The organism is Streptacidiphilus sp. ASG 303, assembly GCF_020991365.1.
Lineage (GTDB): Bacteria > Actinomycetota > Actinomycetes > Streptomycetales > Streptomycetaceae > Peterkaempfera.
The window spans coordinates 82,239-109,096 of sequence record NZ_JAJLRA010000008.1 but is presented as its reverse complement, the minus strand read 5'-3'; the positions used below and the strand labels follow the sequence as shown (position 1 = coordinate 109,096).

19 protein-coding genes are annotated in these 26,858 nt (G+C 75.7%); 10 read left to right on the top strand and 9 right to left on the bottom strand.

Annotated features, from left to right (window positions below):
- Window positions 1–64: 64 nt before the first annotated feature.
- Window positions 65–1,459, bottom strand: a complete 1,395-nt coding sequence (locus tag LO771_RS13390) for a cytochrome P450 (protein WP_230651919.1) — start codon at window positions 1,457–1,459, stop codon at window positions 65–67.
- A 439-nt stretch (window positions 1,460–1,898) separates the two neighbouring features.
- Between LO771_RS13390 and LO771_RS13385 the strand changes: the two genes are divergently transcribed.
- From LO771_RS13385 to LO771_RS13370, 4 genes are all read left to right on the top strand, one after another.
- On the top strand, window positions 1,899–2,261 hold the full coding sequence (locus LO771_RS13385) for a hypothetical protein (RefSeq protein WP_230651916.1): 363 nt from the start codon (window positions 1,899–1,901) through the stop codon (window positions 2,259–2,261).
- Window positions 2,261–3,784, top strand: a complete 1,524-nt coding sequence (locus LO771_RS13380) for a WXG100 family type VII secretion target (RefSeq protein WP_230651913.1) — start codon at window positions 2,261–2,263, stop codon at window positions 3,782–3,784. Before LO771_RS13385 ends, LO771_RS13380 begins: the two co-directional genes overlap by 1 nt.
- Window positions 3,781–5,277 carry a S8 family serine peptidase gene (locus tag LO771_RS13375; protein WP_308188897.1) on the top strand — a complete coding sequence of 499 codons (1,497 nt, stop codon included), beginning with the start codon at window positions 3,781–3,783 and terminating at the stop codon, window positions 5,275–5,277. The genes LO771_RS13380 and LO771_RS13375 overlap by 4 nt, the downstream gene beginning before the upstream one ends.
- A 1,070-nt stretch (window positions 5,278–6,347) precedes the next feature.
- Complete coding sequence (locus LO771_RS13370; protein WP_230651910.1) at window positions 6,348–7,916, top strand: MFS transporter; 1,569 nt, start codon at window positions 6,348–6,350, stop codon at window positions 7,914–7,916.
- 55 nt (window positions 7,917–7,971) lie between these two features.
- Here LO771_RS13370 and LO771_RS13365 read toward each other — a convergent pair whose 3' ends face one another.
- Both LO771_RS13365 and LO771_RS13360 read right to left on the bottom strand, forming a co-directional pair.
- Complete coding sequence (locus LO771_RS13365; RefSeq protein WP_230651907.1) at window positions 7,972–8,892, bottom strand: LysR family transcriptional regulator; 921 nt, start codon at window positions 8,890–8,892, stop codon at window positions 7,972–7,974.
- 298 nt (window positions 8,893–9,190) lie between these two features.
- Window positions 9,191–10,018, bottom strand: coding sequence for an SGNH/GDSL hydrolase family protein (locus LO771_RS13360; protein WP_230651905.1), 828 nt, complete (start codon window positions 10,016–10,018; stop codon window positions 9,191–9,193).
- Between the two features lie 412 nt (window positions 10,019–10,430).
- Here LO771_RS13360 and LO771_RS13355 point away from each other — a divergent pair, with 412 nt between their 5' ends.
- Together LO771_RS13355 and LO771_RS13350 are read left to right on the top strand one after the other, a co-directional pair.
- Window positions 10,431–11,135, top strand: coding sequence for a helix-turn-helix domain-containing protein (locus tag LO771_RS13355; protein ID WP_230651903.1), 705 nt, complete (start codon window positions 10,431–10,433; stop codon window positions 11,133–11,135).
- 25 nt (window positions 11,136–11,160) lie between these two features.
- Entirely contained in the window at window positions 11,161–12,054 is an 894-nt protein-coding gene (locus LO771_RS13350) for an ATP-grasp domain-containing protein (protein ID WP_230651900.1), read from the top strand.
- Between the two features lie 231 nt (window positions 12,055–12,285).
- Here the strand turns inward: LO771_RS13350 and LO771_RS13345 are convergent, their stop codons facing one another.
- The 5 genes from LO771_RS13345 to LO771_RS13325 form a co-directional block, all read right to left on the bottom strand.
- Entirely contained in the window at window positions 12,286–13,491 is a 1,206-nt protein-coding gene (locus LO771_RS13345; protein ID WP_230651897.1) for a DUF1996 domain-containing protein, read from the bottom strand.
- 109 nt (window positions 13,492–13,600) lie between these two features.
- The gene (locus LO771_RS13340) at window positions 13,601–14,623 is read right to left on the bottom strand and encodes a DUF4142 domain-containing protein (RefSeq protein ID WP_230651894.1); all 1,023 of its coding nucleotides are present in this window, start codon (window positions 14,621–14,623) and stop codon (window positions 13,601–13,603) included.
- A 330-nt stretch (window positions 14,624–14,953) separates the two neighbouring features.
- Complete coding sequence (locus LO771_RS13335; protein WP_230651891.1) at window positions 14,954–19,009, bottom strand: ABC transporter ATP-binding protein; 4,056 nt, start codon at window positions 19,007–19,009, stop codon at window positions 14,954–14,956.
- A gap of 11 nt (window positions 19,010–19,020) precedes the next feature.
- Window positions 19,021–19,476 (bottom strand): PPOX class F420-dependent oxidoreductase, encoded by a 456-nt coding sequence (locus LO771_RS13330; protein ID WP_230651888.1) that lies wholly within the window; start codon window positions 19,474–19,476, stop codon window positions 19,021–19,023.
- 189 nt (window positions 19,477–19,665) lie between these two features.
- Complete coding sequence (locus LO771_RS13325) at window positions 19,666–20,421, bottom strand: hypothetical protein (protein WP_230651884.1); 756 nt, start codon at window positions 20,419–20,421, stop codon at window positions 19,666–19,668.
- Window positions 20,422–20,579: 158 nt separating this feature from the next.
- On the opposite strand from LO771_RS13325, the gene LO771_RS13320 reads away from it, so the two are divergent.
- From LO771_RS13320 to LO771_RS13305, 4 genes are all read left to right on the top strand, one after another.
- Window positions 20,580–22,580 (top strand): N-6 DNA methylase, encoded by a 2,001-nt coding sequence (locus LO771_RS13320; protein WP_230651881.1) that lies wholly within the window; start codon window positions 20,580–20,582, stop codon window positions 22,578–22,580.
- 145 nt (window positions 22,581–22,725) lie between these two features.
- Window positions 22,726–23,481: a hypothetical protein gene (locus LO771_RS13315; protein WP_230651876.1), complete on the top strand. Its 756-nt coding sequence runs from the start codon at window positions 22,726–22,728 to the stop codon at window positions 23,479–23,481.
- Window positions 23,478–25,085 (top strand): serine/threonine-protein kinase, encoded by a 1,608-nt coding sequence (locus LO771_RS13310; RefSeq protein WP_304944803.1) that lies wholly within the window; start codon window positions 23,478–23,480, stop codon window positions 25,083–25,085. Before LO771_RS13315 ends, LO771_RS13310 begins: the two co-directional genes overlap by 4 nt.
- A 23-nt stretch (window positions 25,086–25,108) precedes the next feature.
- Window positions 25,109–25,999: a phosphatase gene (locus LO771_RS13305; RefSeq protein ID WP_230651873.1), complete on the top strand. Its 891-nt coding sequence runs from the start codon at window positions 25,109–25,111 to the stop codon at window positions 25,997–25,999.
- 94 nt (window positions 26,000–26,093) lie between these two features.
- On the opposite strand, the gene LO771_RS13300 is transcribed toward LO771_RS13305, so the two are convergent.
- Window positions 26,094–26,750 (bottom strand): fasciclin domain-containing protein, encoded by a 657-nt coding sequence (locus LO771_RS13300; protein WP_230651870.1) that lies wholly within the window; start codon window positions 26,748–26,750, stop codon window positions 26,094–26,096.
- Window positions 26,751–26,858 lie beyond the last annotated feature (108 nt).

The window sequence follows — 26,858 nt, the reverse complement described above, 5'->3', positions numbered from 1 at the left end:
CGCCCCGCCACGGCGTCCCGCCTGCCCGGTGGGGCCCGGCGGGCCGCCGTGTGCCGGGCGCGGCTCAGTCCGGGACGCGCGCGTCCGGGGCGGCGGCCTGCCCGGGGAGGGCGGCGCCCGGCTGCGGGGTGAAGCGCACCGGCAGCGCCACCGGTCCGCGCATGATCCCCGACGGGATCCACGCCACCTCGTCGAGGGGGACCGCCGCCTCCAGGCCGGGGAGGCGGCGCAGCAGGGTGCCGAGCGCGACCGCGGCCTCCAGGCGGGCCAGGGGGGCGCCCAGGCAGTAGTGGATCCCGTGGCCGAACGAGAGGTGGCGGGCGGCGTCCCGGGTCACGTCCAGCGCGTCCGGGTCGGCGGTGCCGGTACCGGACCCGTCCCTGCCCACCGAGGTCAGGGCGACCTGCACGATGTCGCCGCGGCGGATGAGGCACCCGCCCAGCTCGACGTCGGCAGCGGCGAACCGCTGCGGGGTGAGCTCCACCGGGGCGTCGTACCGCAGGAACTCCTCCACCGCACCCGGCAGCAGCTCCGGCCGCTCGCGCAGCAGGCGCGCCTGGCCGGGGTGGCGCAGCAGCGCCATCAGGGCGTTGCCCAGCAGGTTGACGGTGGTCTCGTGGCCCGCGACCACCAGCAGGACGGCCGTGCCGACGAGTTCGGTGTCGGAGAGCCGCCCGTCGTCCTCGTCGCGCACCGCCACCAGCGCGGAGAGCAGGTCGTCGCCGGGCCGGGCGCGCTTGGCGGCGAGCAGGTCGGCCAGGAACCGGCTGAGCGCGGCGGCGCCCTCGCGGGCGGCGGACGGCGGGTTGCCGAGCGCCTGCTGCGACCAGGTGCGGAAGCCGTCGCGCTGCTCCTCGGGCACGCCGAGGAGTTCGCAGATGACGGTCATCGGCAGGGGGGCGGTGAAGGACGCCACCAGGTCGGCCTCGCCGAGCGGGGCGAAGGCGTCGACGAGCCGGTCGGCGATCTCCCGGACGCGCGGCGCCAGCGCCTCCGTGCGGCGCGGGGTGAACGCCCCGGCGACCAGGCGGCGCAGCCGGGTGTGCTCGGGCGGGTCGGCGGTCAGCATGTTGCCGCCCAGGCCGACGCCGGGCCGGTTCGACAGGTAGCCGGCGGCCTCCAGGGCCGCCTCGGCCGGGGCGGTGTCCTTGCCGAGGGCCGGGTGGAGCAGCGCCTCGCGGGCGGCGTCGTGGCCGACCACCAGCCACCCCTCCAGGCCGCGGGCGAACCGCACCCGGTGCACGGGACCGCGGGCCCGCAGGGCGGCGTAGCGGGCGTGGGCGTCGGCCTTGAAGTCCGGGGTGCCGACCAGAGGCGGCCCCGGGTCCGGGCCGGGCGCCGGCGCCTGCGTCTGGTGCCCGCCGTCGGCGGCGGACGGGTCCCGGCCGTCCTGCCGGCTCCGGCCGTCCTGTCCGTCCCGGCTTCCCCGCATGCCGCCCCCCGGCTGATCGGACGTCAACAGCCTTCCCTCGGAGGACGGTAGCAGCGGGACGCCCGTCGCGGACCCGGCGGACGCGGGGAAACCGCCCGGTGCGCCTGTCGGCGGCGGCCCGGGCACCACGACGCTCTCCGGGCACGTACCGCGCGGCCAGTCCTCCCGCACCACGCCACGGAAGGCAGCGACAGCGCGATGAAGCCCCTCGAGGCAGCGGATCCGGCACGTCCCGGCGCCTGCCGCCTGGTCGCGCGGCCCGGGGCGGGCGGCATGGGCCGGGTCCACCTGGCACGCAGCCCCAGGGGCCGGACCATAGCCCGGCGCTTCGACCGGGTGCACCTCCTCCCGGACCGCTGACCGGCCGTCCGGGGCGGCAATGGCGCAGTGTTCCTGTCAGATCGGGACGGGATAGGATCGTCCGGCCCCGGGCTGTGGGGCAGCTGACGTTGACGGGGAACCAGCGATGGCAGGGGGACGCGCAGTGGCCAACGGCTACCGGGTCAATACGGACGAACTGGAGGCGGTCGTCACCAGGCTGAGGAACCTGCAGAGGAACCTCGGCGAGACGGCCGGCAAGGCCACGTACAACACCGTGCTCGCGGCGTCGGACGTCGGGTGGGACTTCCCCGAGGCGCACGAGCTGCACGGGGCGCACACGCGGATGAAGGCGTCCCTCGAGGAGCTGATCAGGAAGCTCGAGGCGATGATCGACGACTTCGGCGGCAAGACGAAGGCCGTGACGGACTCGTACCGCGAGAGCGAGTACAGCATCCGGACGGCCATGAGCGGCGGCGCGCAGCCCGAGTCCGGATCGAGGCTGGCCTGATGAGCGACAGGGTCGACGTCCCGATGGGCACCACCCGTGCGGGGATCACCAACTTCGAGCACTGGGACCTCATCCCGATCAAGCAGATGGTCGAGAACAGCCGCCCCGAGCGGATGGACGAGGTCGCCGACCACTGGATGAGCGTCAAGCGGGAGCTCGACGCGGCCGCCCGGGAGCTCAAGGCCGCCACGGACCACATCGCCGCCCACTGGGAGGGTTCGGCCGCCGACGGCTTCGCCCAGCGCTCGGCCGTCCTCCAGGAGAGCATCAGCAACACCGGCCTCCACGCCGAGAACACCTCCCACGCGCTGAGGTACGCGAGCCGGTCCCTCCAGACGGCCAAGACCGAGATGGCCTCCATCCACGTGCCCAGCACGTGGGAGAAGGCCAAGGACAAGCTGGGCGACGGCAGCCGGAGCGACACGCAGTTCCGCGCCGACGTCGCCGCCGGCATGGACCGTGACGCGGCGGTGCAGAGGAACTCGGGCAGCCTGTCGCTCCTGGAGGAGCGGCACCAGCAGGCCATCGCGGTGATGGAGCGGCTGGCGCCGCAGTACAAGGCCGCCAGCAACGTGATGGTTCCGCCGGACTCGTCCGGCAAAGGACACCTCAACCCGATCCCGTCGCCGCCGAAGCAAAGGATCAATTCGCCCGGTGACGTCGGCCCCGCCCCGAAAAGTCCTCGCGGTATCGGCGGGGGCACCGAAAGCGGCGATCGCCGGGTAAGCACCCGTCCGACCTATCGCGATCCCAACTCGGTGGGCGACGGCACACACACCGGTAACGGTGACATCGGGATTCACCAGACCCACGGCACTCCGCCCGGAGGGGGAACGGCGCCTCCGGGCGGGGACCACCGGATCGACACACAGCCGCCCTCCCACACAGGCATCGACAGCCACGGCGGCGGTTCGACCACACCGGGCACTCAGGTCCCGGGTGGCATCGGCTCCGGGACAGGCGGCGGATCGGGCAGCGGCGGATACGGCGGCGGGTCCGCCGGCGGAGGCGTCGGTTCCGGCGGTGGGTACATCGGCGGAGGTCTGCCCGGCGGCGGATACGGCAGGGCACGAGGCGGCAGCAGCACATCGTCGACCGGCGGCCGTACAGGGAACGGGTACGGAGGCGGTACGACTGCGGGTCGCACAGGGACAGGCGGTGGCTCCGCCGCCGGGCAGGGCCGTACCGGAACCGGCGCCGGAGGCATGGGCGGCATGTCGGGCATGGGTGGCGGCCGAACCGGAGCCGGCTCGCGCGGAAGCGGACTGGCGCGACGCGGCGGCGGCATGATCGGCGCAGACGGCAAGCGTGCCGGTGGCGCCTTCACCGAGGGTGGTTCCGGTCTCGGCCGCAACCGCGGCAACGCGTCCGCCAACGGCCGGAACGGTGGTGCGATGCCCGGGGCGGGGGCCGGGGGCCAGCGCAAGAAGGACAAGCGGGGCAGTCGTCCTGACTACCTGGTCGAGGACGAGGACACCTGGACCGGCGGAGACGGCCCGGTGAACCCGCCCGTGATCGAATGAACCGGGCTCGCCGCGAGCCGGAGCAGAACGTCGGCAGTGGCCCCGCGCGCACCGCGTGGGGCCACTGGCCTGCACAGGGAAGGAAGCACCGCATGAAGCCCACACGAACACTGCGGGCACTGACCGGGGTACTGCTCGCAGGCGCCGTCGCACTCGTCGGCGCGCCCGCCGCCCACGCAGACAACATCAGAGACCTTCAAATGCAGTGGCCGTTGAAGGATTTCAATGTCCAGAACATCTGGAGGATCACGACCGGATCCGGGGTGAAGGTCGCTGTTATCGACTCGGGAATCGACGCATCCCACCCGGATCTTACGGGCCAGATCCTTCCTGGGACAGACGCCAGACACGGCGGCGACGGAAGGAAGGACTACGACCCGGAGAAGCACGGGACGAGCATGGCCAGCATCATCGCCGGCCATGGGCACGGACCGAACAACTCCGACGGTGTTGTCGGCCTGGCACCTGGTGTCAAAATCCTGCCGGTTGCAAAGTTCGGCGCTGATGGGACCAACGGTACAGGGCGGGCCATTCATTACGCTGTAGACCATGGCGCTTCAGTCATCAGCATGTCCATCGGTGGTGTCGAAGAGCCGCCCGATCTTCGAGAAGCAGTGGCGTACGCCCAGCGACACGACGTGGTTCTCATCGCGGCATCGGGCAACGAGGCGAGCAGTCAGGAAAACTTTCCGGCAGCACTTCCTGGGGTTGTGGCCGTCGGAGCGGTGGACAAGGGGCTCAGGGTTTGGCGGGATTCCAATTACGGGCCCTATTTGGCGTTGACCGCACCCGGAGTAGACGTGACCTCTGCTACGACAGCCACCGCAAGTGGCTACGGATCAGGGACGGGAACCTCGGACGCCACAGCTTTCGTCTCGGCTGCGGCAGCGCTGATCCGGGCCAAGTATCCCGACCTGACCGCCGGGCAGGTCGTCAACCGGCTCGTCAAGACGGCATATGTGCCTGAGGAGCTCAAGGGACGCAAACTGCCGGACCCCCACTACGGCTACGGCATCATCCGCCCCTACAAGGCCCTGACCGCCGACATCCCGCCCGGTCCCGAGGAGGGCCCCCTCCCCCGGGCCGCAGCGCCCGGCACCTCGGCCGGCAGCGGCACGAAGCCGCAGTCCGGCGCGCCCGCGCCCTCCGGGAACGGGCCCGGTGCGACCGCCGCCCAGGACGACGGCCTGTCCACCGGCGCCCTGATCGGGATCGCGGCCGGAGGCGTCGCCCTGCTCGTCGTCGTCATCGTGGTGATCGCCGCCGTGTCCCGCGGCCGGCGCCGGCCCCCGGGCGGTCCCGGCGGGCCGCAGGGCCCGGGCGGCGGCCACCCCGGCACCGCGCCGCCGTACCCGCCGCAGCCCTGGCCCGCCCAGGCGCAGCCGGGCGGCTACCCGCCGCCCCAGCAGCAGTACCCCCAGCCCTACGGACAGCCGCAGCCCGGCAACCCGTACGCGCAGGGCGGGTACGGGCAGCCCCCGCAGCAGCACTGACCCCGGGATGCATGCCTGCCGTGGCTGCGAGGCACCGACCGGGAACCGGTCCTGCGGCACGTCTGCCCCGCCCCGGACGGACAGCGAGATCGACATGCTCAGCGACGATGTCGCCATTGCGCCGCCCGGCACCACCCCGGCACAGGGCCCGGCCCTTGTCGCCCGAAGGCCTCCGGAAAGCACTCCTCCCGGACGACTGACCCCCGGCACCCGGCTGTGCGTGGTGGGACGGGAGGAGACCGGGGTCGGAATCATGACGTCCACGGGCGCCGAGGCACCTCCCTCTGTCGAAGCGGGTTTCCGGTCCCGGACCGCGGGTCAGGACTGACGGGCGGGAGCAGGGGCCCGCCGCCTCGGTGGGGCCAGGTCCGGCCGGTACGCCGCACCGTACGCCCGACCGGCGCCGCCCCTTCTCCGCCCGACGGCCCCTTCTCCGCCCGACGGCGCCTTCTCCGTACGACCGCTCCGAACGCGGTGCCGCTCCGTGCCGGGTGCCCGGCGGTTCGGGCGGAAGCCGTGCGGGCCGGCCATCCGGGTCCGGCCGGGCCGTGAGCCGCCTCTGCCCGGCGCCCGGCTCGCCGTGGCGTGCTGCGCCGCCGTCCCCGGAAGCATGCCGGCAGCGTCCGCCGTGTCCCGGGGACGTCGTGCCCGCAGGCCGGCCTGCGGCACGTTTCATAACTTCAGCTTCTGGAATTGATCGATTCTCATCCTTGGACTTCTGGCAGGGGTCTCGCGACCATGGGGAGGCGGCTGGGGAGCCCCGGCCGTGCCCAGGGTGCCGACTGCCGTCGGCCCTCCCGAAGGAACCGCGGTGCGACCTGGCCCGACGCGCTCGCCTTCCGGGGCCGACGTGCGCAACCCCGGTCCATCCGCTCGGGGTTCGGCCGGAGCGCCGACCGGGTGCACACGGTCCGTGCCTCGGAGGCCCGTCGGTGGCAGGAGTCCCCGGAGACGCGGTCAGCCCTTCGGCACATCACCGGCCCCGGGCGCGGCGTCCCGGCACGCGGCGGTCGCGCCCCCGGCGGCCTGCCCCTCGGCCGCCCCCGCCCCGCTCAACGGAAGGAACGCAGATGGAGAAGAAATGGTGGACGCTGCTGGGAGTGTGCGGGGGGACCTTCATGCTCCTGCTCGACACCACGATCGTCTACGTCGTCATGCCCGACGCACAGCGGGACCTGGGGGCCGGCCTCTCCGACGTGCAGTGGGTGGTCGACGCCTACGCACTGAGCCTGGCCTCCCTGCTGCTGACCGCCGGCACGCTGGCCGACCGGTTCGGGCGCAGACGGCTCTACACCGTCGGAGTGGCCGTCTTCACCGCTGCATCCCTGCTGTGCGCCGCAGCTCAGTCACCGCTGATGCTGGTGCTCGCACGGCTCCTGCAGGGCGTCGGCGGCTCGATGATGTTCGCGACCGGTCTCGCCCTGATCGCAGGCAGCTTCGAGGGCAGGGAGCGCGGATCGGCGTTCGGCGTGTGGGGCATGGTCACCGGCGTCGCCTCGGCGGCCGGGCCGGTCCTCGGCGGCCTGATCTCCAGCGGTGTCGGCTGGCGAGGCGTCTTCCTGATCAACATCCCGATCGGCGTCGCGGTCGCCGCCGTCGTCGCGCTGCGGGCGGACGAGTCCCGGTCGCCGTCCGCCCGACGGCTCGACCTGCCGGGCTTCGTGCTTCTCACCGGCGGCCTCGCCACCCTCGTGTACGGGCTCATCCGTGCCGGCGAGGCCGGCTGGAGCGATCCCGGCGCGGTGATCGGACTGGTCGTCGGCGGCGTCCTGCTGGCGGCCTTCCTCGGCGTCGAGGCCATCGTCGGAGAGCCGATGTTCGACCTTCGGCTGTTCCGGATCCCGACCTTCGTGGGCGGGTCCGTGGCCGCCTTCGCGATGAACGGCTCGCTGTTCGCGATGTTCCTCTTCCTGGCGATCCACTTCCAGGACGCGCTGGGGTACTCCTCGCTGCAGACCGGGCTGCGGCTGCTCGCCGCCTCCCTGTCGATGCTGGTCGCCTCACTGGTCGCGGGCCGGCTGAGCGCCAGGGTCCAGCCCCGCTGCCTGATCGGCGTCGGCCTGCTCCTGGTCGGTACCGCCCTGCTGCTGATGGGCCGGGTGACCGGGTCGACCGGTTGGACCCACTTCCTCCCCGGCCTGGTGCTCGGCGGGATCGGCGCCGGTCTCGTGAACCCGCCACTGGCCTCCACCGCGGTGGGCGTGGTCCACTTCTCGCGTTCCGGCATGGCCTCGGGCGTGAACGGCACGTTCCGCCAGCTGGGGGTGAGCGCCGGCGTCGCCGTCCTCGGCTCGGCCTTCGCCGCCGTCGTGACCGACCGGTTCCACCGTGGACTGCGCGGCGTGCCCGGCCTGGCGGCCCGCAGCGACGAGCTCGCCGCCCGGGTCCGGGCCGGGGACCTGGCCGGGGCGGTGCAGTCGGTCCCGGAGCGGTACCACGGCAGGATCGAGCAGCTCGCCGCGGACGGTTTCGCGGACGGCATCAACGCTCTGCTCACCATCTCCGCCGCCCTGGCCCTGGTCGGCGGGGTGCTGGCCCTGGTGCTGATCCGCGCCGCCGATTTCCAGGCAGCCCCGCAGCCCGGCCCGGCCCCGGCACCGGAGACGCCCGGGCCGTCGCCGGTGGCCGCGAAGGGCTGAGGCCGCCCGGGGCTCGCCCCGGGCCCGGGTGGGGGCGGCGCGGGACGGGCCGCCCCTACCCGGCGGCCAGGCCGCCCAGCGGGGCCGCTCCCGCCGGCTGCGGCTCCCCGAAGAACCGGCGGCAGTACGCCAGCAGTTCGCGGAGTGCAGGGCTCCCGGTCGTCGCGGTGATGAGCGCCAGTACGGCCGGGACTCCGGCGTCGGCGATGGGGACGGTCCGCAGCCCCTCGTACCGGGCGGCCATGGACTCGGAGAGCACGGCCACGCCGAGGCCGCGCAGCGCCAGCGCGGCCACCGCGCCCGGAGCGCTCGCCTGGAGGGCGACGGCCGGGGTGAGGCCCAGGGCGGCGGCCGACCGGTCGAAAGCCGCGCGGACGCCGGTGCCCTGCGGCAGGCAGATGATCGGGTGGCCGACAAGTTCGGCGAGGGGGATCCGGCCCCGTTCGGCGAGCGGGTGGCCGGCGGGGACGGCTGCAACGACGGGTTCGGTGATGATCGGCCATCCGTCGAGTCCCGCCGGCGGTCCGCCGGCCGCACCGATCAGCGCCATGTCGGCCCTGCCCTCGCGGACGTGCCCGACGAGCCTGTCGGAGTCGTCCTCGATCAGGCTGACCTCCACACCGGGGTGCGCACGGTGGAAGGCGGACAGCGCGTCGAACAGCGGGGTGACGGTACAGGCGGTGACCATGCCCACCACGAGCTTCCCCCGGACAAGCCCGTTCATCTCGTCGACCGACCGGCGGAGCGACTGCGCCGCGGCGACCACCTCCCGGGCGTGGGCGAGCGCGACCTCGCCGACCGCGGTCAGGCCGGCGCCGCGGCCCGACCGGTCGAACAGGGTTGCCCCGAGGTCGTTCTCGAGCTGGCGGATCTGGGCGCTGATGCCCGGCTGGCTGATGTGCACGCGCTGGGCGGCGCGCGTGAAGTTGGCTTCCTCGGCCACGGCGATGAAGTACTTCAACTGCCTGATCTCCATAAGCGGGAATGATAATTCTCCTCGCCGTCATTGGCTGGACTTCGCAGAAGGGCACCTGAGGACCGGTCACGCCGGAATCCGGCCCCAGAGGGTCCGGTCCGAAGGAGGGGAGTGCCGCCGGGCCGGGGGCCGGGCGGAGCTCCCGGTGGCCGGCGCGGGGGGCCGCCCGCGGGCCGGGAGGCCGGTGCGGAACGGCCCGCCCCTGCCCGTGGGGGCAGGAGCGGGCCGGCTGGGGTGCACCCCGTCGGTTCCGACTCCGCAAGGGTGCGTCGCAGGCCGCGCCGTGCGCGGGCCGCGGCTACTGGACGAGTGCGCTGAGCGTGGGCAGGTAGCCCGAGGCGTGGCCGTCGACGTTGGGGTGGTAGGAGTCCGACAGCGGGATGGAGGGGCCGTTGAGCCACTGGGTGCCGGAGCACAGCCGGTGTCCGGCGAACCTGCCGTCGACGTCGGCGAAGGTGAAGCCGGCCGCCTGGGCGCGGTCCCGGAGGGTGGAGTTCATGATGAGGCCGACGTCGTCGATGCGCTGGCGGCGGTTGAGGGCGATCCCGCCGAAGCAGCTCCCGGTCTCGTACAGCTGGGGGTAGCTGAGGACGACGACCCGGGCGTAGGGCGCCCTGCTGCGGATCGCCCCGTACAGGCTGTCCAGTCGGCCCGGCAGGGTGTTGCGGATGATGGACTCGGCGTTGTCGAGCTTGCCGAAGCAGTCGGCGTCGCTGCTGGTGCGGCAGGCGGTGACGACGTCGGCGAAGCCGGCGTCGTTGCCGCCCGCGGTGATCGTCACCAGGTCGGTGCCGCTGTTGAGCGGGCCGAGCTGGCTGCTCTGGACGGTCTGGGTGGTGGCCCCGGTGCAGGCGGTGAAGGAGAAGCTCTGGGTGCCGTAGCGGGACGCCCACAGGGCGGGGTACGACTTCGATGACCGCTGGCAGGTGCTGTCCAGGTCGTACGTCCTGGTCCCGACGCCCGCGCTGTAGGAGTCGCCGAGGGCGACGTAGTCGGTCTGTGTGCTCGCCTGGGCGGTGCCGGCGGCCATCACCCCTCCGCCGAACAGGGTGGCCGCCGCCACCCATACGACGGCCCAGGTGCGGACCAGGGCTCTTCTGTTCGGTCTGGTGCGGTCGTGCGCCATGTTCCACCTCACTGTGGGAACCGGGCGGCAGGCAGCCCCGCACGGATCGCGTGCGGTGCTCCTGGCCTGTGCGGATGCGGCTCCGCGCCGACGGCCGACGCACGGATCCGATGGGATCGGAGCGGCGGGCCGCGACACGTGGACACAGGGTCGCGCACGCCCCTCAGACCACAACTGTCTTGTTCTGGCTTTTTTTGATCGTCCCTGTCGAAGTTGTTATGTCGATCACAAAAGCACGGCTGCACCGGGCACCCGGCGCAGCCGCGTTCAAGCCGGGCGTCCGGTATCCGCATCCCCGTCCGCCGCCGGCCGACGGGGAGCGGGCGCGGGGTCCGTTGCGACGGGTCCCCTGGTGCGCGGTGACGGGCATGGGGGATGATCTTCGGAATCCCAGACCGGAGGACCCCGCCCCATGACCGCCGTCGAAGAGTCCGGCCAGCAGCCCGCGGACGTGGCCGCGCGTGCCCGTCTCGCCGCAGACCTCAGGTCGGCGTACGAGGACGGCGCGCGGGTGAAGGACCTCGCGGTGGCGTCGCACCGGGCGCAGAGCGAGGTGCGGCGGCTGCTGCGCGAGGCCGGGGTGGTGCTGGGCGGTGCGCCGCGGCGGCGTCCGGGGCGGGTGCGGGCAGCCGCCCCGCCGACCGGGGAGGCGGCCGGCGCGGCGTCCGGGGAGGCGGCCGGGGGCGGCCGGGCCGGTGCCGCCGGGGCGGGGGCCGCGGTGTCCGGGGGGTCCGTGCCGGGGCGGCCCGCGGCGGTGGAGCGGCGGCGTCTGCGGGCGCGGGTGGTCCGGGTGGGCGCGGACACGTCCTTCGTCGTGCTGCCGGAGTGGCGGCCCGCGATCGCGGTCCCGGTGGCGACGACGGTCCTGCTGGCCGCCACCGGACTGCCGTGCGAGGGGCTGCGCGGTGCGGAGCTGTCGGCCGTGGTGGACCCCGGCGCCGTGCACGACCGGGACCTCGCCCCGGAGGACTGGCGCCCGGACGGAAGCACGGCGGGGCCGGCCGGACCTGCCGGACCGGCCGGGCCGACGGATTCGGCGGCGCACGACGTGACCGGTAAGGGTGCTGACGGTACGGAGGCCGCCGGGGCGGAGTGCGCGGAAGCCGGGACCGGGTGAGACGGCCGGGGCCTACGCTGGCCGGGTGACCGCTCCGGTGATCCTGCTGCCCTGCGACCCCCTCGCGCCGCACCGTACGGACGGACACTTCGCCGGCGAGGCGGAGGTGGTCCGTGAACTGGGCGGCGACACCGCGCTCGTGGACCACGACGCGCTGCTGGCCGGTGAAGCGGAGGCGGCGGTGCGCCGGGTGCCGCGCGGACCGTCCGCCGCCTGGTACCGGGGCTGGATGGTCCCGTCGGCGGCCTACACGCCCCTGGCCCGGGCCCTGGCCGCGCGGGGCTGCACGCTGCTGACGACGCCCGCCGGGTACACGGCCGCGCACGAACTCCCCGGCTGGTACGGGGCGTTCGAGGGGGCCACGCCGCAGAGCACCTGGCTGCCGGGTGCGGCGGTGCCGCCGCCGCAGGAGCTGGCCGCCGCGGCCCGCCGGCTGGGCGGTACGGGACCGGCGGTCGTGAAGGACTTCGTGAAGTCCCGCAAGCACGAGTGGGAGGAGGCCTGCTTCGTCCCGGACCTGGCGGACACGGCCGCGCTGCACCGGGTGGTGTCCCGGTTCGTCGAGCTGCAGGGGGAGTTCCTGACCGGGGGCGTGGTGCTGCGCCGCTTCGAGCGGTACCGGCTGCGCGGGGGCCGGGCCGAGGAGTGGCGGGTGTGGTGGGTGGACGGGGAGGCCGCCCTGGTGACGCCGCATCCGGACGCGGCCGTCCTCGCCGGGGGCACACCGGCAGCCGATCCCGACCTGGGGGCGGTGCGGCCGCTGGTGCACGCGCTGGGGTGCCGGTTCGTGACGACCGACCTGGCGGTCCGGGAGGACGACGGGCGCTGGCAGGTCGTGGAGGTCGGCGACGGGCAGGTCAGCGACCTGCCGCAGGGCGCGGACCCCGCGCCGCTGCTGGCGGCGCTGGTCTCCTGCTGAGGACGCCGGGCCGGCCGGGGGCCCGGGCCGGGAGGTCGGGAGACCGGGTACCGGGTACCGGGTACCGGGTGGCGGTCGCCCCCGGCGCGCGGCGCGACGGGGGCCGCCCCCCTGGTACGGAGGCGGCCGCTCCGCTGCGGCGGCAGCGGAGCGGCCGCGGCCCGGCACCGGGGAGCCGGTGCGCCGTGCGGCCCGGCTGCCCGGCCGTTCGGCTGTCCGGGCTGCCCGGGGTCAGGCGCAGCGGTGGTTGGCGTTGATGCAGCCCACCACCGCGCGCATCAGGCGGTCGGACATCACGTTGACGAAGTCCCCGTGGTCGGTGACCGCCTTGTGGAGCTGCTCCGGGAAGGTGTCGAGCGCGAAGACCTGGCCGCGCGGGACGTTGTAGGAGAGGACCATCCGCAGCTGCGGCACCGGCTTGAGGCCGGCCGCGCAGCGTCCCGTGCGCGGGTCGGGGAAGACCACGTGGGTGCGGTGGTTGGCGCTGTCGGTGTTCTTCCCGTCCCAGCAGCTGGGGAAGTCCAGGACCCGGATCGTGCGGCGGCCGCCGGGGCACACGGGGTACGTGTCGGAGAGGCGGCGGTCGGTGAAGCCGCTGCAGGTCCACTGCGCCCTGGCGTTGGCCGTGCCGTTGGTGACCGCCTTGGCGTCGCCGGTGATGACGCGCATGAAGCGGGGCATCGGGACGACCTTGGCGACGGGGTTGCCGCGGAACTGCAGGCTCACCGCGGCGGGCTTGAGGATCTGGCCGACGTTCTGGTCCTGTCCGCCGCCGGGCGCGTTGGCGTCGGCCTCCTGCACGTTGTTGCGCAGCCGCAGGACCGGCCAGAAGTAGGCGGAGCGGTCGTTGCGGACGCAGGTGGTGCCGGCGGCCGCGAGGGTCTGGTCGTTGGAGAAGCCGTCGCTGGTCTTGTTGCCGACGTAGTCGTGCATGTGGTGGGCGCCGTTGGAGACGCCCGGGGCGACGATGAAGTTGTCGGGGTTGTTGTGGTCGCTCACGCCGCAGCGGGAGAAGAAGACGCCGCGTGATCCGCCGCGGCGGGTGCGGGGCTCCCTGACGTTGGGCCCGACCCTGGTGATGTCGGTGAAGTCGCGCCGGGAGAGCGGGGAGGCGTTCTGTGCGCCGCCGCCGTTCTGGCCGTTCTGGCCGTTCTGGGCCTGTCCGTTCGGCGCCTGGCCGCCCTGGGCCTGGCCCCCCTGGCCGACCTGGCTGCTCTGGTTCTGGACGCCCGTGGCGGAGGGGGCCGGGGAGGCGGCTGCCACGGGCGTTCCGGAGCCGTAGCGCCAGGTGTGGGCGAGGGCGGTCTGGTTGACCACGGCGAGGCCGCCGCCGGCCACGGCCAGGCCGACGGCGAGGGCTGTCCAGGTGCGGCGGGTGCGGCGGAACCGGTGCGCGCTGCGCGGGGCCGGCGTCTGCGGGTCGGAGGTCCCGAACATCGTCGAAGCACTCTCCCTTTCAACGGTGGGTGGCGGTGGGAGGAGGACGGCCGCCGGCGGGTGGCCGGTGGTGAGGGGCGGGTCGGCCGGTCGGCAGGTCGGGGCGGGGTCAGTAGCCGCCGGTGGAGCCCGTCGTGGTGCCGGTGGAGGTGCCGGTGACGCCCTGGACGCCCTGTCCGCCCTGTCCGCTCTGGACGCCCTGCCCGATCTGGACGCCGGTGCCGACCTGGCCCGTCTGGCCCGCCTGTCCGACCTGTCCGGGCTGCCCGACCTGTCCGGGCTGGCCGGGCTGCCCGACCTGGCCGGACTGCTGCTGGGTGGATCCCTGGACCGTGCCGGCGGCGGGGACGCCCGCGGCGCCGCTGCTGGCGGCCCAGGCGTTGGCGAGCTGGGTGACGGGGAGTGCCTGGCCCACGGCCACGCCGGGCGGCAGCGGGGCCGGCGGCGCGGGCGGCTGCGTGGCGGCCGCGGCGATGGAGTCGAAGTCGACGACGCCGGTCCTCTCCAGCACGGTGATGTGGTCCAGCACGGTGTTGTTGGCGCTGTCGGCGAGCTGGCGGACCAGGGTGTTGCGGGTGCTGTTCCGGATCTTGGCGATGGCCCCGAAGATGATCCCGTGCTGGGTGCGCAGCAGCTGGGCGAAGGTGCGGTCGAAGGCCGGACCCTGCGCGGCCTGCTCCTGCTGGAGGAAGCCCTGCTGCTGGTCGGACGGCTGGTTGGGGAGGCCCATCCCGAGCTCCGCCGCGATCTTGAGGGTCTGGGCGTCGAGCTTCTTGTGGCCGTCGATCAGGTGCTGGGCGGCGACGTGCACGGACGGGTTGGTGGTGTGCGTCTGCGCCATCATGCCGCTGGGCAGCTCCCAGAGCCCGGCCAGCCGGACCTTGGTGACGAAGGTCCGCTCGTCCGGGGTGAGCGGGCCGAAGGCGGTCTGGACGGTGCCCGCGGGCAGGCTGTCCGAGGCGACGGCCTGCGCGGCCGGGGTGCTGCCGCCGCCCTGCTTGTACACCCACAGGGGCACGACCACCGCGACGAGGCCGACGGCCAGCATCCGCAGCAGCCGTGACTGTCCGGGGCCGCCGCGGGACGGCCTTCGGTCGTCCGTCGGCGGTCGGTTGGGCGTACGCATACGCATCAGGCCTCCTCGGTGGCGGCGGGAGCCTGCGGGAAGAGCAGGGCTGCCGGGTACTGGCGGACGGTGCACCGCGCGGGTGCCGTGTCGGTCGCCTCTCGTACGCCCCGGCGCGCGGTTCGGTTCAGGGGCGCGCGGGGCGGGTTCCGAGGAGGGGGCGGGAGGGCCGGGAGGAGGGCGGGTGGAGGCGGAGGGGACCCGGGGAGGGGACGTGGAGGGGGCGCGCGGCCCGTCCGGCAGGCGGAGCGGCGGCTCGTGCGCGTCCGGCCGCGCCCGGCCCCCGGAGGGGTCGGGCGCGGCCGGACGGGGTCGTCGTGCGGGGCGGGGGGCGGATCAGCGCACGGGGGCGGGCAGCCGGCGGGCGTCGGCCTCGTCCTCCTCGCCCGTGAAGGCCCGCCAGAGCCGGGCGTAGGTGCCGTCGGCGGCCAGCAGGGCGTCGTGGGTGCCGTCCTCGACGACGCGGCCGCGGTCGAGGACGACCACCCGGTCGGCGCGGGCGGCGGTGGTCAGGCGGTGGGCGATGACCAGGGTGGTGCGGCGCCCGGCGAGGCGGTCCGCGGCGCGGTTGACGGCGGCCTCGGTGGCGAGGTCGAGGGCGGCGGTCGCCTCGTCGAGGAGCAGGATGTCGGGGTCGACGAGTTCGGCGCGGGCCAGGGCGAGGAGCTGGCGCTGGCCCGCGGAGAGGTTGCGGCCGCGCTCGGAGATGCGGTGCAGGTACCCGCCGGGGAGGCGGGCGACCATCTCGTGGGCGCCGACGGCGCGGGCGGCCGCCTCGACCTCGGCGTCGGAGGCGTCCGGGCGGCCGTAGGCGATGGCGTCGCGGACGGTCCCGGCGAAGAGGTGGGCCTCCTGCGGGACGACGCCGAGCCGCTGCCGGTAGCCGGCGAGGTCGTAGTGCCGCACGTCGGTGCCGTCGACGCGGACGGCGCCGCCGGTCGCGTCGTAGAACCGGGCGACCAGCTTGACCAGGGTGGACTTGCCGGCGCCGGTCTCGCCGACCAGGGCGACGGTCTGCCCGGCGGGGATGCGCAGCGAGATGCCGGTGAGCGCCTCGGGCTTGCGCCCGCCGCGGCCCGGGCCGCCCGCGCCCGCCCCGTTCGCCGTGGCCGGCCCGTCCACGGTGGCGCCGCCGCCGCCGTAGGCGAAGTGGACGTCGTCGAGGTGGACCTCGCCGCGCAGCCCGGTGACCGGGAGCGGGGCCGCGGCGGGCGGGGTGCTGGTGGGGGTGCGCAGCAGGTCGCGGATGCGGGCGAGTCCGACGGCGGCCTGCTGGTAGCCGTCGAAGACCTGGGAGAGCTGCTGCACCGGGGAGAAGAACAGGTCGATGTAGAGGAGGTAGGCGACCAGGGCGCCGGTGGTGAGGGTGCCGGCGTCGACCCGCCGGGCGCCCTCGATGAGGACGAGGGCGGCGGCCGTGCTGGAGAGGAACTGGACGAAGGGGAAGTACAGCGCGATGTAGAGCTGGGCCCGGATGCGGGCCGTGCGGTACTCGTCGCTGCGGGCGGTGAAGCGGTCGGCGTTGACGTCCTCGCGGCGGAACGCCTGGACGATCCGCAGGCCGGCGGTGTTCTCCTGCAGGTCGGCGTTGACCGTGGAGACCTTCTCGCGGGCCAGGGTGTACTGCGCCGAGGACTTGCGGCGGAAGACGAGGGTGGCGCCGACGAGGAAGGGCAGCACGGCGAAGACCACGAGGGCGAGCCCCGCGTCGATGACGAGCAGGGCGGCGAAGATCCCGAAGAAGGTCAGCAGGCTGACCACGGCGGTGACGACACCGGTCTGCAGGAAGGTGGAGAGGGCGTCGACGTCGGTGGTCATCCGGGTCATGATCCGGCCGGCGAGCTCGCGCTCGTAGTAGTCCAGGCCGAGCCGCTGGAGGTGGGCGAAGATCTTGACGCGCAGGACGTACAGGACGCGCTCGCCGGTGCGCCCGCTCAGCCGGGTCTCGGCGGTCTGCACCAGCCAGTCGAGGAGCACGACGGCGAGGGCGGCCAGGGAGGCCGCCGCGACGCCGCCGACCGCGGCCTTGCTGACGCCGTCGTCGATGCCGTGGCGGATCAGGACGGGCAGGGCGAGGCCGGCCGCCGCGTCCACCGCGACGAGCAGCAGGGCGGCGGCGAGGGGGCGGCGGAAGGGGCTGAGCAGGCGGCGCAGCGTGAAGTCGGGGTCGGCGGCGCGGGCCTCCCCGGCCGGCACGTCGGGGGTGTCGGCGGCGGGCGGGAGGGCGGCGACCTTGGCGAGCAGGTCGGGGGTGGCGGGCAGCGAGCCGAGGTTGCGGGAGACGGGGCCGCCGGAGCCGGCCGCCGCCATGGCGCGGGCGGCGGTGGCGGCGGGGTCGTCGTCGCCGTCGGTGTCGGGGTACCGCTCGCGGTCCCACAGGGCGGGGGTGACCGTGCCGCGGGGGGCGCGGCCGTCGGGGGACGCGGCGCCGGGGGCGTGGCCGTCCGGGGCGGCGACGCCGTCCGGGGCGTGGCCCTCGGGGGACGGGGCGTGGCCGTCCGGGGCCGTGACGCCGTCCGGGGCGTGGCCGTCGGCCGCGGCGGGGGTGCCGGCGGCCGGGTCGGCGGTGCGGACGTCGGCGGCCATGGCGTCCGGGTCGGTGAGCAGCGTCCGGTACAGGGCGCAGCGCTCCTGCAGCTCCTCGTGGGTGCCGAGGTCCACCAGGCGGCCGCGTTCGAGGACGGCGATGCGGTCGGCGAGCTGCAGCGTGGAGCGGCGGTGGGCGATGAGGAGGGTGGTGCGGCCGCGCATGACGCTGCGCAGGGCGTCGTGGATCTCGGCCTCGATCCGCGCGTCGACGGCGGAGGTGGCGTCGTCCAGGAGCAGGATGCGGGGGTCGGTGAGGATGGCGCGGGCCAGGGCGATGCGCTGGCGCTGGCCGCCGGAGAGGGTGAGGCCCTGCTCGCCGACGACGGTGTCGTACCCGTCGGGCAGCGCGGCGATGAAGCCGTCGGCCTGGGCGGCGCGGGCGGCGGCCTCGACCTCGGCGTCGGTGGCGTCGGGGCGCCCGTAGGTGATGTTGGTGCGGACGGTCTCGGAGAACAGGAAGCTGTCCTCGGGGACGATGCCGACGGCCGCGCGCAGGGAGTCCAGGGTGAGGTCGCGGACGTCGTGGCCGTGGACGCGGACGGTTCCGGCGGTGGCGTCGTAGAAGCGGGGCACCAGCATGCCGACGGTGGACTTGCCGGAGCCGGAGGCGCCGACCAGGGCGACGGTCTCGCCGGGGGCGAGGCGGAGGGTGAGGTCCCGGACGACCGGCTCCGGGGCGTCGCCGTCCCCGGCCGGGGTGCCGGTGCCGGTGTAGGCGAAGGTGACGTGGTCGAAGGCGAGGGCGGGGGTGCCGTCGTCGGCGTCGGCGTCGGCCTCGGCGGGGGTGAGGACGTGGGCGCCGGGCCGCTCGGTGACCACGGGCCGCTCGTCGATGAGCTGGAGGACGCGCTCCACGCCGGCCCTGGCCTGCTGGCCCACGGTGAGGAGCATGGTGAGCATCCGCACGGGGCCGGTCATCTGGGCGATGTAGGACGAGAAGGCGACGAAGGTGCCGAGGGTGACCTGGCCGCGCACGGCCAGCCAGCCGCCGAGGGCCAGCACGGCGACCTGGCCGAGGGCGGGGACGGCCTGCATGGCCGGGCCGTAGCGGCTGTTGAGCCGGACGGCGCGGAGCCGGGAGGCGAACAGGCGGCGGGAGGCGCGCTCCAGGCGGCCGAGCTCCTGCTCCTCCTGGCCGAACCCCTTGACGACGCGGACGCCGGTGACGGCCCCGTCCACCACGCCGGCGACGGCGGCGGCCTGCTGCTGGGCGGCCCAGGTGGCCGGGAACAGCCGCTTGCGGCTGAGCTGCGCGAACCACCACAGGGCGGGGCCCATGACCAGGGCGACCACGGTGAGCAGCGGGGAGAGCCACAGCATGACGGCGACCGACATGAGGAAGAGCAGGAGGTTGCCCGTCATCATCGGCAGCATCGACAGCAGGCCGTTGATCAGCTGGAGGTCGGAGGTGGCGCGGCCGACGACCTGGCCGGTGTCCAGCTGGTCCTGGCGGACGCCGTCGAGGCGGGTGAGGGAGCGGAAGAGGTCGGTGCGCAGGTCGTGCTGGACGTCGAGCGCGAGCTGCCCGCCGTAGTAGCGGCGGACCCAGGTGAGGCCGAAGACGGCGACGGCGGCGAGGACGAGCAGGGCCGCCCAGGGGGTGAGGGGGCGGGTGTGGGCGGTGACGACGTCGTCGATGATGAGCCGGGTGATCAGCGGGACGACGGCGGTGACGGCCATGCCGGCGAGTGAGGCGCCGAAGGAGAGCAGCACGTTGCGCCGGTAGGGGCGGCAGTAACCGGTCAGGCGGCGCAGCCAGCCGGGGGCGGGCTGTTCTCCGGCGGAGTCATGAGCCTCATACATATTTAGAGATACTAATCATCTGTCCGGGGAGCGTCCACCGGCGCCCAGCCGTACAGGCGGTCGACGCGGAGGCGCACCACCAGCCGCCGGTCGGCCACCATCGCGGCGCGGTACTCCTCCCAGTCGGGGTGCTCGCCCTGGATGAGCCGGTACACCTCGACCAGCTCGTCCGCGACCGCGTCGTGCGGGTCGGCGGCGACCGGGGTCAGCTCGGCGGTGCCCTCGGCGACGGCGTACGCGCCGAAGTCGGGGGTGGTGGCGTAGAGGCTCGCCCGCGGGTCGCGGCGCAGGTTGGCGGTCTTGGCCCGGCCGTCGGTGGTGGAGATGCGGACGGTGCACGAGGCCGGGTCCCAGGTGCAGCTGACGTTGGAGAGCTGCGGTCGGCCGTCGCGCTTGAGGGTGGCCAGGGCCGCGGTGCGGGCGGAGCCCAGGAGGGCTTCGAGGGCGGGCGGGAGGTGCTCTGCCATGCGCTTCCACCTCGGGCGGGGTGCGGACGGGGGTGCGGGTACCGCTCCAGCATCCCTCTCCGCCGCCGGGCGGCGCACCCGTCCGCCGACGGGTGCGCCGCCCGGCGGTGGTCCTCCGCCCGCCGGTCCGGGCCCGCCGGACAGGGCCGGGCCGGGGTCGGGCGCGGGGCCCGGCGGGGCGCCGCGGGGTCAGCCGAGGGTGGTGACGTCCTTCGCCGCCGGCACCCGGGCGGCGACGGGCCGGTCGAAGCCGCTGAAGCGGACGGTGCCGTCGTCGCCGCCGCCCGTGGACACCAGCTGGAGCACCCAGGGCCTGCCCTCCGTCGCGACGTACGCGGTCTCGGTAGCCTTGCCGTCCTTCCCGCTCAGGACGACGGCGGCCCTGCCGCCGACGGTGGTGCGGGCGCCCTTCCTCATGCCGGCGGTGTCCTCGTCGAACCCGCCGAGGAGGTCGCGGAGGTCGCACATGGACGCCATGTCCTTGTAGTCGGAGTCGGTGCTCCGGATCCTGACCCAGCGGCCGTGGAGGTACCGGGCGGCCGCCGCGCCGTCCTTCCCCTGCGACCTCCAGAAGGCCTCGTCGTACCTGAGGTAGACGGTCCGGCCGGCCTTGACCAGCTCGGCGCCGCCCTTGCCCAGGTCCAGCGTGCCGGCGCAGTCGCCCCTGGTGTCCATCCGCATGTGGAATCCGGGGACGTCCCCGCCGGGCGCGCCCTTCATGTCCACGGTGACGGAGTGGAGGGACTTCATGGCGGCCGAGGCCCTGGCGGCTATCTGCTGCGCGCCCAGGTCGGCGAGGCCCGTGGGGGACGGCGCGGGGGAGGCCGCGGCGGGCGCCCCGGAGGCGCTCCCGCCGCCCGCGCCGCCCGGGCCGCAGGCGGTGAGCGCGACGGCGGCACCGCAGGCGGCGGCCAGGAGGAGGGTGCTGCGGGTGCGGCGGCCCATGGTGGTTCTCCTTCGGGGACGGTGGAGGCGGTGGGGCGAAGCCATCAGAGCATGGCTTTGTTAACCGAGTCAACACTGTTGATTTCTCTGGAAGTTTTACACGCCGTGAACACGCGGGGTCGCTATGATCGCGGCGACCGCAGGTGACAGGGGGACATGTGCCGGACAGGACCGAGGTGACCGCGGGCGGCATCGCCCGCCTCGCCGGCGTGGGGCGCGCCGCCGTGAGCAACTGGCGGCGCCGTCACGCGGACTTCCCCCGCCCGGTGGGCGGCACGGACACCAGCCCGGCCTTCGACGCCGCCGAGGTCGAGGCGTGGCTCCTGCGCCGCGGCAAGCTCACCAGCGTCCCCCTGCGCGAGCAGGTGGGGCAGCAGCTCCTGGCCGACCCGGCCGGCGCCGCGGCCGCCCTCGCCCGGGCCGGGGCCGTCCTGCTGCTCGCGCAGGAGCGGCCCGGGGAGTGGAGCGGCCCGGCGGCGGTGCGCGACGGGCTCGGACCGGCCGTCGCCGAGGTGCTGGCCGAGCGCCTGGGCCCGGACCACCCGGTGCCCGTCGACGGGTACGCCGAGCGGCTGCCGCTGCTGCGGGGCGCGGCCTCGCTGGCGGACGAGCTGGGCCCCCGCCAGGCGTACGAGTTCCTGCTGGGCCGGCTGCCGGACACCGGGCCCCGGGCCGGCTCCGCGACTCCCGCCGGCACCGCGGAGCTGATGGCCGCGCTGGCCGGGCCCGCCGCCGCCGTCCTGGACCCGGCGGCCGGCACCGGCGCCCTGCTGCGCGCGGCAGGCGCGCCGGACGCCGTGTACGCGCAGGAGTCGGACCCGCAGGCGGCGGCCCTCACCGCCCTGCGGCTGGCCCTGCACGGGCCCGGACAGGTCCGGGTGCACGTCGGCGACAGCCTGCGCCACGACGCCTTCCCCGGCCTGGCGGCCGACGCGGCGCTGTGCCATCCGCCGTTCAACGAGCGCGCCTGGGGCCACGAGGAGCTCGCCTACGACCCTCGCTGGGAGTACGGGCTGCCCGCGCGGGCCGAGTCCGAACTGGCCTGGGTGCAGCACGCCCTCGCCCGGCTGCGGGACGGCGGGGTCGCGGTGCTGCTGCTGCCCCCCGCGGTCGCCTCCCGCAGGTCGGGGCGGCGGATCCGCGCCGACCTGCTGCGCCGGGGTGTGCTGCGGGCCGTGGTCGCGCTGCCCGCGGGGGCCGCGCCGCCGCACGCGATCCCGCTCCACCTGTGGGTGCTGCGGCGGCCCCCGGCGGGCGCGGCCGCCGACCCGCGGCTGCTGGTCGTCGACGCCGGCGCCCTGCCCGCCGGGGACGGCGGGCGGCAGCCGTGGCAGGCGGTGCGGTCGGCGGTGCTCGACGCCTGGCACGCGTTCGAGGCCGGCGGCGCCGGGGCCGAGCGGCCCGGGGTCAGCCGGGTCCTGCCGGTGATCGGCCTGCTGGACGACGACGTCGACCTGGCGCCGGCCCGGCACCTGCCGCCGCCGCGGGACGGCGGGGCCGACGGGCTGGACGGGGTCCGCGACCGGCTCACGGCGGCCCTGCTGCGCACCTCCGAACTGGCCCCGCAGGCACCCCCCGCCGGACCGGCGCGGTGGCCGGTGACCACCGTCGGGCAGCTCGCCCGGGACGGGGCGCTGGTGATGCGGGCCGGGGGCGGCGGCACGGCCCCCGGCGGGGGCGGGCCGCGGGTGCTCACCGAGCACGACGTCGTGGCGGGCACCGCCCCCAGCGGGACGCTGCCCGACGGCCCGGCCGAGGAGCCGGTCCTCGTGCGGGAGGGCGACGTGGTGGTGCCGGTGCTCGGCCGGGGCGGGGTGGCGCGGGTCGCCGACGCGGCCCTGGACGGCGCGGCCCTGGGGCGCGGCGTCCACCTGCTGCGGTGCGACCCGGAGGCGCTGGACCCCTGGTTCGTCGCCGGGTTCCTGCGCGGCAGCGCCAACACCAGGCAGGCCAGCAGCTACACCACGGCCGCGACCCGGCTGGACGTGCGGCGGCTGCAGCTTCCCCGGCTCCCGCTCGGGGAGCAGCGCCGCTACAGTGAGCGCTTCCGGACCCTGGCCGCCTTCGAGGCCGCCCTGCGGCTCGCGGGCGAGCTGGGCGGGCAGCTCGTCCGGGGGCTGTACGACGGGCTGGCGGACGGCAGCGTCCGCCCGGACTGAGCACCGCCGGACCGGGCACCACCGCCGGACCGGGCCCCACCGGACCGGGCACCGCCACCGCCGGGCGGCGCCCGCCCGGACCCGCCGCACACGTCACCACCGCACACGCCACCGCCGCGTGCGCCGCCGACCAGCAGGAGCAGTCATGTCCTTCGGTCCTCCTCCCCCGCCTTTGTGGGCGGAGCGGCCCCGGAGCCGCGCGGCGGCGGTGGCGGCGGTGGTCCTGCGGGTGCTGCTCGCGGCGGTGCCGTTGGCGTCGCTCGGCATCCTGGCGTGGGTCCCCCTGCTGCGGCTGGCCCTCGTGCGGCAGCGTGCGGCGGACTGGTGGGCGTTCTCGGCGGTCGCGGCGGCCTCCACCGGCGCGTTCGTGCTCGCGGGGTACACCCAGGACGAGAACGACTGGCAGACCAACACCGGCGTGGCGCTGCTGCTCCTGCTCGGCGCGGGTTCGGCGGCGTGGTTCCTGTACGCCGACACCCGGCCGAGGCGGTCGCCCGCGGGCGGCGCCTGGGCACACCCGGGCTACGCCCCGTACCCGCCGGCCGGGCCGTACACCCCCGGGGGCGCGTACGGCGGCCCGTACACCCCGGGCGCCCCGTACGCGCCGGACGCCCAGTACGCGCCGGGCGCCCCGTACGCGCCGGACGCCTTCCGGACCCCCGGCACCCCCCGCGCCGCGGACGCCGGCGGCGCACCGGGCGGTCCCCGGACCGGGCAGGCGCCGGCGCCGGCCTCGCCGCCGCCCGCCTCGCCGCCGCCGGGTTCACCGCTGCCGGGTTCGCCGCTCGCGGACGCGACGCCGCCCCCGCCCGCGGTGCCGCCGCAGGGCGGCCGGATCGACCGGGTGCGGGCCGAGCTGGACGAGCTGAGCGCCTACCTGCGCGAGCAGGAGGGGCGTTGAGCGGACGGGTCGTGGCGGGCCGCTACGAGCTGGCGACGGTGGTCGGACAGGGCGGCATGGGCCAGGTCTGGACCGCCTACGACCGGACGCTGGACCGGCGGGTCGCCGTCAAGCTGGTCCGCGCCGACCGGGTGGCCGCAGGCGGCGAGGACGCGGAGGAGCTGCGCCTGCGCTTCGCCCGCGAGTGCCGGGTCACCGCCCGGGTCGACCACCCCGGCCTGGTCACCGTGCACGACGCGGGCAGCGACGGCGACGAGCTCTTCCTGGTGATGCAGTACGTGGAGGGCGCGGACCTCGCCGACCACCTCGCCGAGCACGACCCCTACCCCTGGCCGTGGGCGGTCGCCGTGGGGGCGCAGCTGTGCTCGGTCCTGGCGGCGGTGCACGCCGTGCCGGTCGTCCACCGCGACCTGAAGCCGCGCAACGTGATGGTGCGGCCCGACGGCACGCTCACCGTCCTCGACCTCGGCGTCGCCTCCGTCCTCGAGGCCGACGGCACCCGGCTGACCAGGACCGGGGCGCCCGTCGGCAGCCCCGCGTACATGGCGCCCGAGCAGGCCATGGGCGGCGCGGTGGGGCCGCGCACCGACCTGTACGCGCTGGGCGTGCTGCTGCACGAACTGCTCAGCGGCACCGTGCCGTTCGCCGGTTCGACCGCGCTGGGGGTGCTCCACCGGCACCTGTACGAACCGCCCGTGCCGCTGCGGGAGGTGCGGCCGGAGGTGCCCGGGCCGCTGGAGGCGCTGGTGCTGCGGCTGCTCGCGAAGGACCCGGGGGACCGGCCGGCGGACGCCTGGGAGGTGTACGGGGCGCTGGCCGGACTGCTCCCGGCGCCCGGCGGGGCCGCCGGGCGTGGGGGGAGCGGGCCGATGGACCCGACCCGGCCGTTCCTGCGCCCGCACGCGCCGTGGCCCGACCGGCCGGGGACCGCGGCGCCGGCGGGCGCCGGCGCGGCGCCCCCGGGCGGTCCGGCGGCCCCGGGAGCGGCGGGGGCCGGCCCGGGGGGCGGCGGCGCCGTCGGCGCGACGGGGGGCCCGGCGGGCGCCGGGGGTGTGGCGGAGGCGGTCGACGAGGTGCGGCGGCTGCTGGACGCCGGGCGGATCACCCAGGCGGTGGGCGTCCTCGGCGACCTCGTCCCCGCCGCGGCGGCACAACACGGCGAGCGGTCGCCGGTGGTGCACCTGCTGCGCAAGCAGTACGCGGCCACCCTGCTGGAGGACGGCCGGTACCGGCAGGCGCTCCCGGAGCTGCGGCTCCTCGCCCGGGAGCGCGCCGAGGCGTACGGGCCCGCGGACCCGCAGGTGCTGCGGTTCCGCTACGAGGCGGCGCAGTGCGTGGAGCAGCTGGGGGACCCGGTGGCCGCCCTCGCCGAGTACCGGGCGCTGCTGCCGTGGGCGGAGCGGGCGGCGGGCGGCGACCCCGACCTGCCGCTGGACGTCCGGCGCCGGGCGGGCGGCCTGCTGCTGTCCACCGGGGACCGGGCGGCGGCACGGGAGGTGCTGACCGGGCTGCTGGCCGACCTGGAGCGGCGCCACGGGCCGCACCACCCGGCGGCGGGGGAGGTCCGCGGCATGCTGGACTGGCTCGGCAGGGTGGCGGGCTGAGGCAGCCCCGGCACAATGGCCGCATGTCGACTGACGCGGAAGCAGCGGAAGCAGCAGACGTGACCACCGGGGGCGCACCCGGGCGCGCCCCCTCCCGGGCCGGGCTCCTGGCCCACCTGACGGCGTCCCGGATCGCCGGCGAGGTGGCGACGACCAGGGAGAACAACCTCGACCACTACCGTGCGCTCGCCGAGGGCGACCGCTACTACTGGCTGGGCCTGGAGCTGGGCGACCGGTGGGCGGACGAGTCCGCGGTGCTGGCCGTGATGGCGGAGCGCTGCGGCGTGGTGGCCGACCCGGGGCACGTGCGCGGGCAGGACACCATCGGCGCCGAGCTGTGCGCGGACGCCCTGGAGCGGATGGCGGCGGTGCTGCGGGAGGCCGTGGGGCGGCGGGCCCGGGTGCTGTTCGCGACCGGGCACCCGGGCGGCGTCCTCGCGGTCCACCGGGAACTGGCCCGGGCGCTCGCCGGGGCGGGCTGCACGGTGGTGGTGCCGCGGGACCTGCCGCTGCCGCCGGACGGCACGGGCAGCGCGGACGGCGCGAGCGGCGCGGACGGCGCGGACGGCCGGCGCCGGCGGGAGGTGCGGGCCGTGGACCGGGTGGCGGTGCTGCACGAGGGCTCCCGCCTCCTGCACACCCACGAACCCGGGCCCATGCGGGCGGTGCTGGACGTCCTGGAGGCGGACGGGGGCCTGCCGGACCTCGTGGTCGCCGACCACGGCTGGGCGGGCCACGCGGGCCTGCGGGGCATCGAGACCGTGGGGTTCGCCGACTGCAACGACCCGGCGCTCTTCCTCGCCGAGGCCGAGGGGACGCTGCGGGTCACCGTGCCGCTGGACGACAACGTAAGCCCCGAGCTCTACGGGCCGCTGACCGCCTACCTGCTGGCCGAGGCGGGCCTGGGCGGCTGACGGGGACGCGCGGCCCCCGGGGCGGGGCACAGACGGCGGGGCCGGGCTGCCGACCAGCGGTCGGCAGCCCGGCCCCGCCTGTGCGGACCCGGCGTCAGGAGGCCGGCATCAGCACGGTGTCGACGATGTAGACGGTGGCGTTGGAGGTCTGCACGTTGCCGCAGACGACCTTGGAGTTGCCGTTGACGGTGAAGTCCTCACCGCTGCCGGCGACCTTGACCGAGCCGCCCTCGAGGGTCTTGTGCTCGCCGGCCAGCTGCTCCGGGGCGATCCTGCCCGGGGCCACGTGGTAGGTGAGGATCTTGGTCAGCTTGGCCTTGTCGGCGAGCACCGCGTCGAGGGTCTTCTTCGGGAGCTTGGCGAAGGCGTCGTTGGTCGGGGCGAAGACGGTGATGTCCTTCGCGGAGTTGAGGGTGTCCACCAGGCCGGCCTTCTTGACGGCGGTGACCAGGGTGGAGAGCACCGGGTTGTTGGAGGCGGCCGTGGCCACCGGGTCCTTCGCCATGCCGGTGAAGCTGCCGGCACCGCTGGCGGGCACCGCGGAGCAGGCCGCACCGAACGGACCCGAGGCCATGGAGGCGGAGGGGCTCGCCGAGTCCATCGGCATGCTGCTCTCGGGGGCCGGGGCGGACGCGGAGGCCGGGGCGGAGGCGGAGTCGCTGGTGCCGCTGCCGCTGCTGCTGCACGCGCCGAGGGTGAGGGCGAGGGCGCCGGCGGCGACGAGGGAGGCGGTGGTGCGCAGGGCGTTCATGTCCTTCTTCTCCTGTGGTGAGGGGTGTGGTTGGTTCTGTCCGGCCCGTTCAGGGCATGGGGGTGGCGTGCCGTCCGGGCTGCGGCGGGGACGCCGGCGGCCGGACGG

What these genes read in the sequence shown, in the direction of transcription:
- LO771_RS13365 (WP_230651907.1), bottom strand. Translation starts at nt 8,892, where the DNA reads ATGGAGATCAGGCAGTTGAAGTACTTCATCGCCGTGGCCGAGGAAGCC.
- LO771_RS13315 (WP_230651876.1), top strand. Translation starts at nt 22,726, where the DNA reads ATGTCCTTCGGTCCTCCTCCCCCGCCTTTGTGGGCGGAGCGGCCCCGG.
- LO771_RS13385 (WP_230651916.1), top strand. Translation starts at nt 1,899, where the DNA reads ATGGCAGGGGGACGCGCAGTGGCCAACGGCTACCGGGTCAATACGGAC.
- LO771_RS13345 (WP_230651897.1), bottom strand. Translation starts at nt 13,491, where the DNA reads ATGTTCGGGACCTCCGACCCGCAGACGCCGGCCCCGCGCAGCGCGCAC.
- LO771_RS13335 (WP_230651891.1), bottom strand. Translation starts at nt 19,009, where the DNA reads ATGTATGAGGCTCATGACTCCGCCGGAGAACAGCCCGCCCCCGGCTGG.
- LO771_RS13375 (WP_308188897.1), top strand. Translation starts at nt 3,781, where the DNA reads ATGAACCGGGCTCGCCGCGAGCCGGAGCAGAACGTCGGCAGTGGCCCC.
- LO771_RS13340 (WP_230651894.1), bottom strand. Translation starts at nt 14,623, where the DNA reads ATGCGTATGCGTACGCCCAACCGACCGCCGACGGACGACCGAAGGCCG.
- LO771_RS13305 (WP_230651873.1), top strand. Translation starts at nt 25,109, where the DNA reads ATGTCGACTGACGCGGAAGCAGCGGAAGCAGCAGACGTGACCACCGGG.
- LO771_RS13360 (WP_230651905.1), bottom strand. Translation starts at nt 10,018, where the DNA reads ATGGCGCACGACCGCACCAGACCGAACAGAAGAGCCCTGGTCCGCACC.
- LO771_RS13300 (WP_230651870.1), bottom strand. Translation starts at nt 26,750, where the DNA reads ATGAACGCCCTGCGCACCACCGCCTCCCTCGTCGCCGCCGGCGCCCTC.
- LO771_RS13355 (WP_230651903.1), top strand. Translation starts at nt 10,431, where the DNA reads ATGACCGCCGTCGAAGAGTCCGGCCAGCAGCCCGCGGACGTGGCCGCG.
- LO771_RS13325 (WP_230651884.1), bottom strand. Translation starts at nt 20,421, where the DNA reads ATGGGCCGCCGCACCCGCAGCACCCTCCTCCTGGCCGCCGCCTGCGGT.
- LO771_RS13380 (WP_230651913.1), top strand. Translation starts at nt 2,261, where the DNA reads ATGAGCGACAGGGTCGACGTCCCGATGGGCACCACCCGTGCGGGGATC.
- LO771_RS13370 (WP_230651910.1), top strand. Translation starts at nt 6,348, where the DNA reads ATGGAGAAGAAATGGTGGACGCTGCTGGGAGTGTGCGGGGGGACCTTC.
- LO771_RS13330 (WP_230651888.1), bottom strand. Translation starts at nt 19,476, where the DNA reads ATGGCAGAGCACCTCCCGCCCGCCCTCGAAGCCCTCCTGGGCTCCGCC.